At 47.4% G+C, this 15,429-nt stretch carries 7 protein-coding genes; 3 read left to right on the top strand and 4 right to left on the bottom strand.

The features are described from left to right. Positions 1-558: 558 nt before the first annotated feature. The 3 genes from RH949_RS15180 (at position 559) to RH949_RS15170 (ending at position 6,217) form a co-directional block, all read left to right on the top strand. Positions 559-4,101 carry a tetratricopeptide repeat protein gene (locus tag RH949_RS15180; RefSeq protein WP_446354219.1) on the top strand — a complete coding sequence of 1,181 codons (3,543 nt, stop codon included), beginning with the start codon at positions 559-561 and terminating at the stop codon, positions 4,099-4,101. 7 nt (positions 4,102-4,108) lie between these two features. Further along, entirely contained in the window at positions 4,109-4,903 is a 795-nt protein-coding gene (gene xth / locus RH949_RS15175) for an exodeoxyribonuclease III (protein WP_446354217.1), read from the top strand. A gap of 438 nt (positions 4,904-5,341) precedes the next feature. Further along, a complete protein-coding gene (locus tag RH949_RS15170; RefSeq protein WP_446354215.1) occupies positions 5,342-6,217 on the top strand; it encodes an SDR family oxidoreductase in 876 nt (291 codons plus the stop codon). Positions 6,218-6,449: 232 nt separating this feature from the next. Here the strand turns inward: RH949_RS15170 and lhgO are convergent, their stop codons facing one another. The 4 genes from lhgO to RH949_RS15150 all read right to left on the bottom strand — a co-directional run bounded on the left by lhgO (position 6,450) and on the right by RH949_RS15150 (position 15,071). Continuing rightward, positions 6,450-7,664, bottom strand: a complete 1,215-nt coding sequence (gene lhgO, locus RH949_RS15165; protein WP_446354213.1) for an L-2-hydroxyglutarate oxidase — start codon at positions 7,662-7,664, stop codon at positions 6,450-6,452. Between the two features lie 75 nt (positions 7,665-7,739). Then, positions 7,740-9,458: a GTPase HflX gene (gene hflX, locus RH949_RS15160; protein ID WP_446354223.1), complete on the bottom strand. Its 1,719-nt coding sequence runs from the start codon at positions 9,456-9,458 to the stop codon at positions 7,740-7,742. A 592-nt stretch (positions 9,459-10,050) separates the two neighbouring features. Further along, complete coding sequence (locus tag RH949_RS15155; RefSeq protein ID WP_446354211.1) at positions 10,051-13,122, bottom strand: response regulator; 3,072 nt, start codon at positions 13,120-13,122, stop codon at positions 10,051-10,053. Positions 13,123-13,475: 353 nt separating this feature from the next. Beyond that, a complete protein-coding gene (locus RH949_RS15150) occupies positions 13,476-15,071 on the bottom strand; it encodes a SpoIIE family protein phosphatase (protein WP_446354209.1) in 1,596 nt (531 codons plus the stop codon). Positions 15,072-15,429: the final 358 nt, after the last annotated feature.

The raw sequence follows: 15,429 nt of genomic DNA, 5'->3' as shown, positions 1-15,429 counted from the left end.
CTAGATGAGTGCTAGTGGAAAGAGCGATCGCGTAAAGTAACTATGTGTTCTAATGGTGTTCTTCTAGCCCAGAGTCGTCTTGCTGTCTGAATAGTCCTGGTCGCCCTAATTTTCTCTCATCACAATGAATTAGCCCTGCCTCTTGTAGGGGGGAACGAGGGGGGTAGGGGGGAACGAGGGGGGTCCGGAGTTGGGGTTAGGGGATGAGGGGGAAAATGTCGAGAAGTAGATAGACACAGCTTAAAATCTCGCCAGCATTGGTTTTCTACCTTAAGTTGACACGGATGCACGTCGGTGCGCCCCTACGTGCCTCGATAATCACGCTCCCACACGCCCCAACAATGCCAATCTATTCTAGGAGTATGCCTAGTCTTGGTAGTCTCGGTAGGGTGGGTTAGGCGGGAACAAAATAATGGCAAATAACCTTAAACTGAACAATCCGCCGTAACCCACCAAAGCCTTTAAGGATACATTACCCTTCACGAAAACAGGCGACAACCACGGAAATTAAAATCGGGAAACTAGAAGAATCAATCACATCATTACAAGGAGTAGACAATGAGAGTTTTGAATAGATTGGGAAAATTAGTAAGAAGAGTAGTAAGAATCAAGCAGATATTACGCTGTAGACAACTCAATCAGCAAGTTTTCCAACTCTATAATCAAGGTCAGTATGCTCGATCTGTAAGTCTAGCTCAAGCGGGATTGGCATTAGCCCAAAAACTGTGGGGAGATAACCATACTAATGTGGCTGCGAGTCTAAATAATTTAGGCTTATTCTACAAATCCCAGGGAAAACTAGCGGAAGCCGAACCCTTGTTACAACAAGCTCTGGCAACAAGACAGCGCCTGTTTGCCCATGATCATTCTGATGTAGCATTAAGTCTGAATAATTTAGCTTATCTCTACGAATCCCAAGGAAGATTAGCGGCAGCCGAAACTTTGTTACAGCAAGCCCTAGCAATGTGGCAACGCCTGTTTACCCATGACCATCCTCATGTCGCATTAAGTCTGAATAATTTAGCCTTACTCTACCAATCCCAGGGAAAACTAGCGGAAGCTGAACCCCTGTATCAGAAAGCCCTGGCAATGAGACAGCGCTTGTTTGCCCATGACCATCCTCATGTCGCGTCCAGTCTGAATAATTTAGCTTACCTCTACAAATCTCAGGGAAAACTAGGGGAAGCCGAACCTTTGTTACAGAAAGCCCTGGCAATGTGGCAGCGCCTATTTGCTGATGACCATCCTGATGTGGCATTAAGTCTGAATAATTTAGCTGCACTCTATGAATCCCAAGGAAGATTAGCGGCAGCCGAGCCCTTATATCAACAAGCCCTAGCAATGTGGCAGCGCATATTTAAGGATGACCATCCTGATGTGGCATTAAGTCTGAATAATTTAGCCTCATTTTACCAATCTCAGGGAAGATTAGCGACAGCCGAACCTTTGTTACAACAAGCTCTAGCAATGAGAGAGCGCTTGTTTGCCGATGACCATCCTGATGTCGCACAAAGTCTAAATAATTTAGCTGTACTCTACGAATCCCAAGGAAGATTAGCGGCAGCCGAACCCTTATATGAGCAAGCCCTAACAATGTGGCAGCGACTGTTTGCTGATGATCATCCTAATGTGGCATTAAGTCTGAATAATTTAGCTGAATTCTACGAATCCCAAGGAAGATTAGTGACAGCCGAACTCTTATATCAGAAAGCCCTAGCAATGTGGCAGCGCATATTTAAGGATGACCATCCTGATGTGGCATTAAGTCTGAATAATTTAGCCTCATTTTACCAATCTCAGGGAAGAATAGCAGAAGCTGAACCCTTGCATCAGCAAGCCTTGACAATGAGACAGTGCCTGTTTGCCCATGACCATCCTCATGTTGCGTCCAGTCTGAATAATTTAGCTGCACTCTACAAATTTCAGGGAAGAATAGCAGAAGCCGAACCCTTATATCAGCAAGCCTTGGCAATGTTTCAGCGCCTGTTTGCTGATGATCATCCTCATGTGGCATTAAGTCTGAATAATTTAGCTGCACTCTACAAATCCCAAGGAAGATTAGCGGAAGCCGCACCCTTGTATCAGCAAGCCCTGGCAATGAGACAGCGCATATTTAAGGATGATCATCCTGATATTGCACAAAGTCTGAATAATTTAGCCGGATTTTTTGTTGCCACCCATCGCTATGATCAAGCGCTAGACTACATGAAACAGGCAATGACAATCGAGAACCGTCTGATTTACCAAGCTTTTACCTACAGTTCAGAAAGCGATCGCCTTACCTTTCTGCAAACGGTCAGAAATAATTTTGATGCATTCCTCTCTCTCATCTACCAGCATTTCCCCAACTCTCCCCACGCCATCCAAACTGCACTCGATTTAATCCTCCAGCGCAAATCCCTCACCGCCGCCGCTTCCGCCGCCTTCAATCAAGCCATCCATAGTGGACGTTATCCCCATCTGCAATCGGAGTTCACCAAACTGCGACAACTCAGCGACCAGATTATCCACTATATTTATCACCAACCTCGACCTGATCTAATTCCCCAACTGCAAAGGGAACATAACCAACTCCAGAAACAACTGACCGCCCAAGTTCCAGAAATCCAACTCCAAGACCAACAAATTGACTGTCACACCGTCGCCTTAGCGCTACCTGAAGGTAGCAGTTTAATCGAGTTTGTCTGTTTTGATGTCTTTGATTTTCATGCTTCTCACATTAAACCCGCCCGTTATCTAGCATTTATCCTACCCGCCGGACAAGCCGATAACGTGCAAATGCGATACTTAGGCGCAGCCGCAGAAATTAACCAACTAATACAGGACTTTCGCCGCCATGTCTCTGACGGTGTAAAAGCGGTGCAATCTCTAGACATGGGAGGAGATGACGAGGAAGACGAAGCGGACGAACAACCCCAACCCATCAACGGCATAGAATTACAGCATCGGATTTTTGCCCCCCTTCGCCCCCACTTGCAGCCCAACCAACCCCTATTCCTCGCCCCCGATGGGGATTTAAACCTATTACCCTTTGACCTTCTCCCCAGTGATGAGACAGGAGAAACCCTACTCAGAGACGAGTACGCCATCAGTTATCTTAGCGGTGGGCGAGATATCTTGCGCTCGAAAATTAAAACCAATCGCCCATCCTCTCCCCCCTTAATTATTGCTGACCCCGATTTTGACCTCGTAGCACCTGTGGGGAACCTAACCCCCCCAACCCCCCTTCCCTGCGTGGGAAGGGGGGAGCCGGAATCTTGCTCCCCTCTCCTTGCAGGAGAGGGGCTGGGGGAGAGGTCAATCCCCAGCATCCTTGCAGGAGAGGGGCTGAGAGAGAGGTCAATCGCCACCCTCACCAATGCCCGATTCCCACGCGCCGAAGGCACCCGTCACCTAGGAGAAAGCATCGCCCAACGCTTCAACATCTCCCCCTACTTTGGCAAAGACGCCCTCGCCTCTCGCCTCACCCAATGCCAATCCCCAGAACTCCTATTAATCGCCACCCACGGCTATTTCTCCAAATCAATCCAAACCCCCTCAACCTCCCATCCCGAAGACCCAATGTTACGTTCCGCCCTCGCCTTTGCAGGCGCGAATCGTTGGCTAGAAGGGAAACCCTTACCCGACGCCGCCGAAAAAGGCATGGTATTCGCCCAAGACATCGCCGCCCTTGATCTGTGGGAAACCGAACTCGCCATCCTCTCCGCCTGCCAAACTGGAATCGGGGATGTCAAACTGGGTGAGGGCGTTTTCGGCTTGCGTCGCGCCTTTGCCATAGCCGGAACCAAAACCTTAATCATGAGCCTTTGGTCAGTTCCCGATCGCGCTACCGCCTTGTTGATGAATCGCTTCTTATCCAATCTGCGTCAGGGTATCGGGCGACGTGTAGCATTAAAAGAGGCTCAAGATTATATTCGCACCATTACGGTTAAACAGTTACAGGAATCTGAATTAGGGTGTAGCATCTTAGCGGAATTAGAGAAAGAATTACCCCAAACTCGACAATTACATCCCACCGCTCAAGCCCTCGCCCATCCTTACTTTTGGGGCGCTTGGGTCTGTCAAGGAGAGACAAAAGCCGTAAAATTGAAAAGATTATAGAATTAATATGAAAATCGCTACCTGGAATGTCAACTCAATTCGCACCCGCCAAGATCATGTCTGTCAGTGGTTAACCGAAAATCCTGTGGATGTGCTGTGTCTGCAAGAAACCAAAGTCGTTGATGAGCAATTTCCGCGATCGCCCTTTGAAGACTTAGGCTATCATCTCTATGTGTCCGGGCAAAAATCCTATAACGGGGTGGCACTGTTTAGCCGTAACCCTTTAGAAGCGGTGAGTGTGGGGTTTACGGGAGTGTTGACGCCGGAGGAAGTAGGGGAATTAGACGGGCAAAAGCGGGTGATTACCGGGATTCTGGATGGCGTTCGGATTATTAATCTCTATGTTCCCAATGGTTCTGAGGTGGGAAGTGAGAAGTATGAGTATAAACTACGCTGGTTAAAGCTGTTAAAGGAATATGTGCGATCGCTCTTAGAGACTCAACCTCATGAACTCTGTATCTGTGGCGATTTTAACATTGCTCCCGATGACCGAGATATTCATAATCCCAAGAATAAAGACAAGCATATCATGGCATCGCCAGCAGAACGCCAAGCCTTAGAGGAGGTGTTAGCGCTAGGCTTAGGAGATGCGTTTCGCAAGTTTACTCAAGATGGGGGTCATTTTAGCTGGTGGGATTATCGCCATGGCGGGTTTAGCCGTAACCGAGGTTGGCGAATTGACCATCATTATCTGACCCCTAAGCTGTATGAAGCGGCAACCCGTTGTAGGATTGATGTAGAACCTAGAAAACTAGAGAAACCTAGCGATCATGCACCAGTGATTGTTGAATTTGAGAGTTAAGATGAACGGCACTGACTTAAAGCGGGTGGGTTTCGACTTCGCTCAACCCACCCTACTGAATATCAAAAGTTTCGGCAATTTCCTAATACTTATTTCAGTGCCATTCGAGTTAAGATATGCTTCGCTTTTGTTACACGGGAGAAGGGGAACTGGATTCTCTTGCTTCCCTCTTGCTCCCCTCTTGCTCCCTTCTTGCTCCCCTCTCCCAAGCTTGGGAGAGGGGCTGGGGGTGAGGGCTGGCTGGGGAGAGCACCATTGTAGAGACGCGCCATGGCGCGTCTCTACATAAATGATGTGTCCTAACCGCTATGGCGGTTGCTATAACTCCAGAAACAGGGCGGGTTTAGTCACATCAAAGTGCAATTGAAAAGATAGTGGTAAAAGCCGCCCCTACAGAGGATTGCCCTTTATGTTAACGCAGTAAATGAGGAACTTTTTATGTATTTAGTAACAGGTGCTACGGGAGGATTAGGACGCCGGATTGTCCGGGTGTTACGAGAACGGGAATTACCCGTGCGGGCATTTGTTCGGTTATCCTCAAATTACAAGGAATTAGAAAACCGAGGCGCGGAGATATTTGTTGGTGATTTGAGCGATGATAGAGACATCGAAAAAGCCTGTCAGGGAGTGGATTATATTATTAGCACCCATGGTTCCGCAGGTGATGCTCAAGCCATCGATTATCGCGCCAATCGAGAACTGATTGATCAGGCAAAAGTGCTGGAAATGAAGCAATTTGTCTATGTTTCTGTATTAGGTGCAGAACGAGAGTATGAAAATGCACCCGTGTTTAAGGCGAAACGAGCCACAGAAAAGTATTTACAAGGGAGTGATATCACCTATACGATTCTTCGCCCCTCTGGTTTTGCCTCCAATCTTTTACCACTAGCGGAGCGATTTCGGGAAACGGGGGTTTATTTGCTCAACGGGAATCCCAAACATCGCTCGTCTATTGTGAGTACCGATGATTTAGCAAAAATTGCCGTTGATTCGATTAGCATTGAAGCCGCACACAATCAAATTTTTCCGGTAGGGGGACCCGATATTCTCAAACGGGAAGATATCCCTCAGATTTTTGGTCGTGTGTTTAATCGAGAACCCATTATTATCAATCCGCCCTTATTTGTCTTTGATGGGGTAAAAACGGCATTAGAATTTGTTAATCCCAGTGTCAGTAGTGGGTTAAATACGCTACGAACCTTAATCACAAATGAGTTCTTCTGTACGACAGAACAAATTGCAGAGATTGAGTCGGTCTACAATTTGCAGATGGAATCCCTAGAACATTTTATTCAGCGGTATGTAGTAACATAAGAAATTATTTCGTTCCTTCGTTCGTAGTCAGGGCTTTAGCCCTAGATTGTCTTAGGTTTTCTTCTGTAGGGGCTCCTCGCTGCACATCGTAGGCGGTGTGAGAATTAACCTATCTCGACTCGCCCTTGTCCAAAGGTAAGCAGTGTCAAATATGTAATTCCCAATACCTAGTGGGGGGCGACCCGAGTCGATTCAGGGTTGGGTGTTGTTAATTGTATGCGGCGGGTCGCCCCTACAATTGTAGAGACGTTGCATGCAACGTCTCTACTCGATCCGCGATCGCACGTCCAATTTCTAGGGAAGCGGTAGCCGCAGGAGAGGGCGCATTACAGACATGCAGAGTTTTATGTCCTTCGACAATCAGAAAATCATCCACTAATTGACCATTCTCCATCAAGGCTTGGGCGCGAACGCCTGCATGAGTCGGTCTTAAATCATCAGATTTAATCTCCGGAATCAGTCGTTGCAAACTGCGAACAAATGCCGCTTTACTAAAGGAACGAATAATTTCCTCCACGCCAATTTGCCAATAGCTTTGTGCCAATTTCCAACACCCTGGAAACGTAATAATTTCCACAAAATCTCCCCAGTCAAAATCCGTCTTTTTATACCCTTCTCGCTTAAAACTCAGCACCGCATTTGGACCTGCATGAATCCCACCATCAATCATGCGGGTAAAATGAACCCCTAAGAAGGGGAAATTCGGATTCGGAACCGGATAAATCAGATGCTTGACTAAATATCGCTTTTCCGGCTTCAGTTCGTAATATTCCCCCCGAAACGGTATAATCTTAGCGGGAGGCTGCATCTGACCCAATTTCACCACGCGATCGCTCTGCAATCCAGCACAGTTAATCGCCATCCGCGTCTCAAATTCACCTTGATTGGTTTCGACGACTAAACCATCAGCCGTTTCTCGCAGATTTTGTACCGTGGTATTTAATCGCAGTTCTCCCCCTTGGGCGCTAATTAATTCCACATACTTTTCACACACTTGCCGATAATCGACAATCCCCGTCGCCGCCACCCGAATTCCACCAACAGAACGCACATAAGGTTCAATTTCTGCCACCTCTTCCGGACTAATTCGCTTCACCGTTAACCCATTCTCTAATCCCCGTTGATAGAGACTATCCAGCAACGGTAATTCCTCAGATTCTGTCGCCACAATCACTTTGCCACAAACATCATGAGGAATCCCATGTTCCTGACAAAATCTGACCATAGACAGATTCCCTTCACGGGCAAATTTTGATTTAAAACTGCCCGGTTTATAGTAAATTCCCGAATGAATGACCCCGCTATTATTGCCCGTCTGATGATATGCCCAACGGTTCTCTTTTTCCAGGACTAAAATCTTACAGTCAGGGTAGCGTTGTCCGATTGCTAAAGCCGTAGACAAGCCAACTATTCCGCCACCGATAATTGTAAAATTATATTGTGTCATTCGTCATTTGTTGATTGCAAATCTTCTCCCTCATCTTCCCCAGCTTCCCATCTCCCCATCTCCCCATCTCCCCATCTACATTTGCGGTGCGATCGCATAATCCACTAACTGGGCTATTTTTTGCCGCAGGGTTTCTAATCCTAACCTTTTGCTAGCTGAAACAAATACCCCTTGGGGAAATTCTTCTTGGGCTAAAGCTAGGGTATCGCTGTCTACGTCGTCAATCTTGTTAAACACCACTAGAATCGGTCCGGGTGTCACGGGCATGTCTGCCAAAATGGACATGACTGAACGAATATGATTTTGCCATGCGGGATGGGATAAATCCACCAGATGAATTAACGCATCGGCTTCTGTCACCTCTTCCAACGTGGCGCGGAAGGAATCGACGAGGGGGGGTGGTAATTCGTGAATGAATCCCACGGTATCGGTTAGCAAAACCGTAATCGATTCCCCAGTCTCCGCATAAGTAATCGGTAAACGTCGGGTAGTGGGGTCAAGGGTGGCAAACAATTGATCAGCGGTGTAAACTTCGGCATTCGTTAATGTATTTAACAACGTCGATTTACCCGCATTTGTATAACCCACAACAGAAATCGTTGGCACATCTTGTTTTTGGCGTCGTTGTCGCATCCGCGATCGATGTGCCTGCAACTGATTCACCTCTTGTTGCAATCGGGCAATTCGGCGCTGAATCGCACGGCGTTCGGTTTCCAGTTTAGTTTCCCCTGGACCACGAGTTCCAATTCCACCGCCTAATCGGGACATGGCTTGACCTCGACCCGTGAGGCGCGGCAGCATGTATTCTAATTGGGCTAATTCGACTTGTAATTTCCCAGCACGAGATTGGGCGCGTTGAGCGAATATATCGAGGATGACTTCCGTGCGATCAACGACTCGTACCCCGGTTTGGGCTTCAAGGTTACGAACTTGGGCGGGGGATAAGTCGCGGTCAAATACAACCAGATTCGTCCCTAATGTCTGCACCGTTAAGGCAATTTCCTGCACTTTTCCCGCGCCGACAACGGTTTGAGGATGGGGTTGCGATCGCCTTTGTCGCAGCGTCTGTAATACTTCCCCGCCGGCGGTTTGCACCAGTCGGGCAATTTCGGCTAACCCGTCTTCAAACTGCCCCTTATTCATATTGCCTGTCATTAACCCGACAATCAACACCCGATCTTGATCAACATCGACGTGTTGGGCGATAAATTCGCGGCGGAATTCAGCTTCGAGTCCTTCAACTAAATCAAAGAAATCTTGTTTAGTCAACAGATCTAAACTTAAAGCTGGGGATAAATGCCAACTAGGTTGACCATCGTTGTCTTGTTTCGATGACTGAGTAACGGGAATCAGGTGGGCTAAATAGGTTTCGTTCACATATCCGGTTGCGCCTCCCCCCCGCCGTTCAAATCCTGACTCACTCACGGTTAGCAAGACTAGCGCATCCAAGCGTTGAATCGCCATGGCGGTTAAGTCAGCATTACGCGGGGTATGGGATTTGAGTTGAGTTGCAATGCAGCGAATCCCACACAATCGTTCTGCACCATAGCGGGGTAACTCCAAGGGTGGGATTTTGGTTTGGGTTGGGGTTCCCACTCCGACGCGAATTACCTGTCCTCGACGATTCAGGTAAGTACATAAGGGCTGTTTGATATCAGCGCTAATCGCAGCCAACCGTTGGGCAAATTCTGGCGTCGTCAAGCGATCGCCTGGTAAGCGCTGATGATAGAGGCGTTGCAGTTGTTTAAGCTGGCTAGGCTTTAATCCGACAAGATTGCCATAGATCGTTTCGATAGGCGACTTCCAGTAAACTGGCTCCTGACTCTACTTTTGTTTATTTTAGATCCTCCCCGGTGTCAACGCACGAGGATTCCTTACCAGCCAATCCAAATGTAGGGGCGGGTTTAGGAACTCAAGTAACGGGGAAATCACTACATTTCATGCAAAACCCGCCCTTCCCCCAATCTTCAACCCAACCAATAACCTCAATCCAAAACTCACGCCGCACGGTTAAGCAGACGGCGGGTTTTGTTGTCTTGTTTAAGATTCAGCCAAATTAACGAATTTCTTTACCCGGCAGTAAATGTATCCTGGAAATTCGCCTACATAAATGATGTGTCCTAACCGCTATGGCGGTTGCTATACCAGCCCATCCAAATGTAGGGGCGGGTTTAGGAACTCAAGTAACGGGGAAATCACTACAGTTCATGCAAAACCCGCCCTTCCAAAATTTTGAACTACGAACCCATTGTTTTTGTAGTACGCTGGTGGCGTTATTGCACAAGAAGAGGGCGGGTTTTGTTGTTCATTTATTGGTGAGTAGCCGATTTTAGTCCCTAAACCCGCCCCTACAAATTGTCCCTAAACCCACCCCGACAAATTGCCTTCAACCGCACTTAATCTCCATTAATGCCGCTTTGACCCGTTCATACTCCCGCTTCAGCCGCGACACAACCTCGGAAGCGGTGGTTAATTGCTCATTTTCTCCCATTCTTTCTAACTTTTCGCAATATTCCGAAAACGGTATTGCCCCTAGAGACGCACTGCTTGACTTGAGGGTATGGGCTGATGCTTCTAGCCCGGTTGCATTTCCCTGAACAATGGCTGTCTCCATCCCTTGGATTAATGCTGGAGTTTCAGTTAAGAAAACCGTAATTAATTGAGCCAAACATGCTGATGCACCCTCTCCAAGAGTTTCTCGCAAGGCTTGCAGAACCTCAAGGTCAAGCGCCGCTTCACGCCTTGGTGCGGGTTCTATCGTCTCCTGGTTTGGCTGAGACTGAGTTAAGACTCGTACCAATTCCTCCACTCGAATCGGCTTGCTGATATAATCATCCATGCCAGCCTTCAAACACTCTTGGCGATCGCCTTCCATGGCATTAGCTGTCATCGCAATAATTCGAGGACGGGTGGCAGCATCCCAGGTTTGACAGATGCGTTGTGTAGCTTCCAAACCATCCATGTGCGGCATCTGGACATCCATAAATACCATATCATAAGGTTGACGATGCAAGGCTTCCAGAGCTTCAAGCCCGTCACCAACCACATCGGCTCGATAACCCATCCGCTGCAATAACCGCACCGCTAACAGTTGATTCACCAGATTGTCCTCCGCCACTAAAATGCGCCGGGGTAGTCGCGATGCCAGTTGTGAGTCGAGTGTAACCCCCTGAGAACGGCGGGATTTAATCTTAGTTGGCATTCCCCCTACCGTTTGAACCAAAACGCTGTACAGTTGAGACTGTTTAATTGGTTTATTCAAGAAAGCCGCAAAATCAACCTGGGCAGCATTCAACTCCTTTTCTGGGATGCCAATGGAGGTGAGCATAATCAGCGGCAACTTCTGACAATCAGGGCGCTGACGCAGGGTAGCGGCTAAACTCAAACCATCGACTTGGGGCATCTGCATATCCAGAATGGCTAAATCAAAGGATGGCTCTTGCTCAATTAAGGCGATCGCCTCTGCTGCTGAGGATGCTGTATCGGTTACCATTGACCAAGCCTCTGCTTGTCGGCTTAGAAAGTCCCGGTTCGTGGCGTTATCATCCACAATCAACAGCCGCTTCCCAGAGAGACAGGATGGAGAGTCAACCCTCTGTGCTACAGCACCCGCCACCGACTCAACCGTGATCATGAAATAGAAGGTTGAACCTGACTCAGACGGCTGTTCTGCCGATGGTTGCCAACCCGCAGGAGGATTACCCGCCACAGTGCCGTGACTTTCCACCCACATCGTACCGCCCATCATCGCACTCAACTGTTTGCAAATCGCTAATCCTAACCCTGTTCCCCCGTATTGGCGGCTGGTGGAGGAATCCACTTGACTGAATGGCTTGAATAAGCGGTGCATCCGTTGGGGAGCGATACCAATCCCTGTATCGTTAACCGCAAATTGAATGTGATAACAATTGGAGTCTGGGTGAGAATCTGCCTCATTCTCTAATTTCCGCCCTGTTACCGAAACCACTATTTCTCCAGCTTCGGTAAATTTAACCGCATTGCTCAATAAATTCACCAAAATTTGGCGGACTCGTGTCACATCTCCTCTCACCTGATCAGGAATGTGCGAGTCGAAGCGATAGCCTAACTCTAGTTTTTTCGCCGCTGCTTTCGCCGCCAGTAAATCCAGCGCGTCTTCAACACAGTCTCGGAGTTCAAAGGGCTGTTCTTCCAAATCCAACTTGCCCGACTCAATTTTGGAGAAGTCGAGAATATCGTTGATGATTGTCAGCAGCGTATCACCACTGTTGCGGATCGTTTCGGCAAAATGACGCTGATCTGGGGTCAGTTCGGTATCCAGGAGTAGTCCCGTCATGCCGATTACACCATTCATCGGGGTGCGGATCTCGTGGCTCATCATTGCCAGGAATTCGCTTTTGGCTTTATTGGCTTTTTCTGCGACTTGTCTGGCGTCTTTGAGCGCCCGATTTTGCTGTTCTAGGGCAGTTTGAGCTTGCTTGCTTTGGGTAATATCTTCAACGGAGCCTTCATAATAGAGTAATGTCCCCTTGCGATCGCGAACCGCCCGGGCATTTTCCATAATCCAGATCAAGCTCCCATCGCGCCGATAGACTTGAACTTCAAAGTGAGATACTGCTCCCTGTTGCTGCATCCGGTTGATAAACTCAGCCCGTTTTGAGGGGTCAACGTAAAGCTGTTGTCCAATATCGGTAACCGAGGCGATTAACTCGGCGGGTGAGTTATAGCCATATATCCGGGCGAGGGCAGGATTAGCGCTAATATAATGCCCATCGGGTGTGGTTTGATAGATTCCCTCAACCGCATTCTCAAAAATACTGCGGTAATTGTTTTCAGCCTTCTGTAAGGCTTGCATCTGGCGTTCTAATTTATCAACATTCAGCCGTAACTCAATTTGAGCGATCACTTGACGCCCCAAGGCTTCTAGCGCTTCTATCTGTTCTGGAGTCAACTGGCGCGGCACTTGGTCAATCACGCAAAGGGTACCCAACGCAAAACCATCGGGAGTGACAAGAGGAGTCCCGGCATAAAAACGGATGTTGGGTTCAGATGTAACTAAAGGGTTCTGGGCAAACCGCTCATCGTCTAGGGCATTCGGAACCATTAACACCTGATCTGGCTTCAGAATCGCATGAGCGCAGAACGCCTGTTCTTTGGGGGTTTGGGTAGCATCTATACCCACCTTTGACTTAAACCACTGCCGAGTGGCATCGAGAAGGCTAATTAAGGCAATGGGAGCGTCACAGATGTACGCCGCCATCTTGGTTAAATCATCAAATGCCTTTTCTGGCAACGTATCGAGAATATGATATCGTTCAAGTGCTTTGAGTCTATCGGCTTCATTGCTAGGTAAGGGAGGCATCTGTATCGGGTTGAGAGTTGTATCATGTCCACCTATCCAATCATTATCTCCTTTTGCTTTATTGCCTGTCTTCTTTTTGGTACCATCTTTGGCTATAGCTTGAGGGTTAGAATCCAAGCCACAGCCTGCACCCCCTGGCTGTTTCCTGTTTCCTAATCTCAACTGTTAACTTTAATTATGTCCACCCACTTACCCTGCCTTCAACTGGACTTGATATCCATCAATTCCACTTTGACCCGTTCATACTCACACTTAAGCGGGGACATAATCTCAGACGCGGTGGTTAATTGATCACCTTGTCCCTCCATTTCCGTTCTGGCACAGCTTATTAAAGGCAGGAGCAGACTCAGGATGAGCAAACAGAAGACGGAGGGCTGAGGATGGAATGCGCTACGATTTAGGGTGTCTGCTTGGTGTTTGTTTTCAAACGCTCAGGATTTATATCCAGGTACTTCTAGCCCCCTAAAAAATTAAGACAATCTAATTTTCAACAAGGAAAAGTCATCAGAAAGGATACCCTTATAGCCAAGGGATTGGATATGGTTAAAAACTTGTGTTAGAGTGTTATTAGCGGATGAACTGGCAATTTCTAGAACTTCAGAGAATGCATTAAGCCCCCAAATTTCGCCATTGGCTTGATGAATTTCATAAACTCCGTCACTAAATAAATAGAGTGTGCTGTCGGGTTTAATTTCGCATAAATCTTCATCAAAATCGGCTTCTGGAAGCATACCAATGGGAATACTCTTTGCTTCCAACCGTTGTATGGGAGTTGAAGCATCAGCCAGCAAAAGAGCGGGTGGATGTCCAGCACAAGCATAAACTAAGGTGCGATTAGTCCGGTTGTAGACGCCATACCAAATGGTGAAATAGTCATCGCCAGTGTCACCCATTTGAAAGATGGTATTGAGTGCTGTGAGAACCGCGCTGGGTTGGTAAAAATTGGTGTTGGTTAGAGACTGCGATCGCAGAATATTCAACACTGATACCGATAACAGGGCGGACTTCACCCCATGTCCGGCGACATCTAACAGATACATGACTAAATGTTCCGAATCCAGCCAATAATAATCAAAGGCATCACCCCCTAACTGCAACGAGGGAACAAACTGCTGTTCAATGGTGACAACCGATTCAGTTAGGGGACGCGGTAAGAGCGATCGCACGTAGTCGGCGGCTTGATTTAATTCCTGTTGCAATATCTGATTTTGACGCTGTAATTCTTCCTCTGCTTGCTTGCGTTCAGTGATATCATTGAGTGTGCCGGAAATTCCTCTGAGAGTCCCATTTTCATTTAAGAGTAGGCGGGCATATACTTCAATATAGGCTACGGTCCCATTTTTTGATAAATAGCGAACTTGGTAACAGCAATCTGGCGTTTGAGGGGTGAGTTCCTCTCCGGCTAATTTAGCTTCATTAACCTGTAAGGCGTTAACTGAATAGGATTGGAGTAGATAGTGGAAATGTGCATCATGATCGTGACGATCATCAGGGTGAATAAAGTCTACAAAGCGCTTACCAATACTTTCGGGTACAGAAAATCCTGTAATCTCTGTCCAAGCAGGATTAAGAAAGGTTAATTGTCGTTCAGCATTCATTTGGAAAATCACTTCTTTGAGATTTTCCACCACGGAACGATATTGCTTCTCGCTTTTGCGTAACGCCTTCTCCGCCCAACTCGCTTCCAGCAAACGACGCACTCGTCGCCGCAACACGGGGGCGTGAATCGGTTTAGTCACATAATCCACCGCACCCGCTTCAAACGCCCGATCCACCGAGGTTTGGTCATCCAATCCCGTAATCATTAAAATAGGAGTGCGATCGCTACCCATCAAGGCTTGCAGTTTGCGGCAACAGGTAAAACCATCCATCTCTGGCATCATGGCATCAAGCAGTACCATATCCGGTTGTAGCTGGGCGTAAGTCGCAAGGCATTGTTCTCCATTCTCTACTTCTTCGACTCTGTTACCCTCTTTTTCGATGATGTGACGCAGCATGAGCCGCGTAAATCGGTCATCATCAACAATAAGAATCAAGGCAGAATTTGAGTGAATTGAGTGACTCATGCGATCGGTTTAAATATTAATCAGCTTAATTATCAGTAATGCTGATGTGCCAGTGGCTTCCCACTGTACGTCAGTGTCATTCCGTTAATTGTGGACTTGACACTACCCCAGACACCAGCGAAGAATTACGGTATTTCTTGGAAGTCACCAAAACTTTATCCTAGAATTCCTGTATTGACAAAATCAAAAAAATGTGTTAAAGATCGTCATTCGTCATCAGTCACCTTTGTAGGTTGGGTTGAGGAACGAAACCCAACAAGAACAGGTTCATATCATGTCCGGTGGAATACTTACACGCAATAGTTTTGAGGAATATACTCAGCAGTATACCCGTTATCAGAATTAGTAAGGAGAAAAC

The sequence above is a fragment of the Coleofasciculus sp. A1-SPW-01 genome, from assembly GCF_040217205.1.
In the GTDB taxonomy this organism is placed as follows: Bacteria; Cyanobacteriota; Cyanobacteriia; order Cyanobacteriales; family Coleofasciculaceae; genus Coleofasciculus; species Coleofasciculus chthonoplastes_A.
Note: the sequence above shows the minus strand (reverse complement) of the source record. Positions and strands in the feature narration are given on the sequence as shown.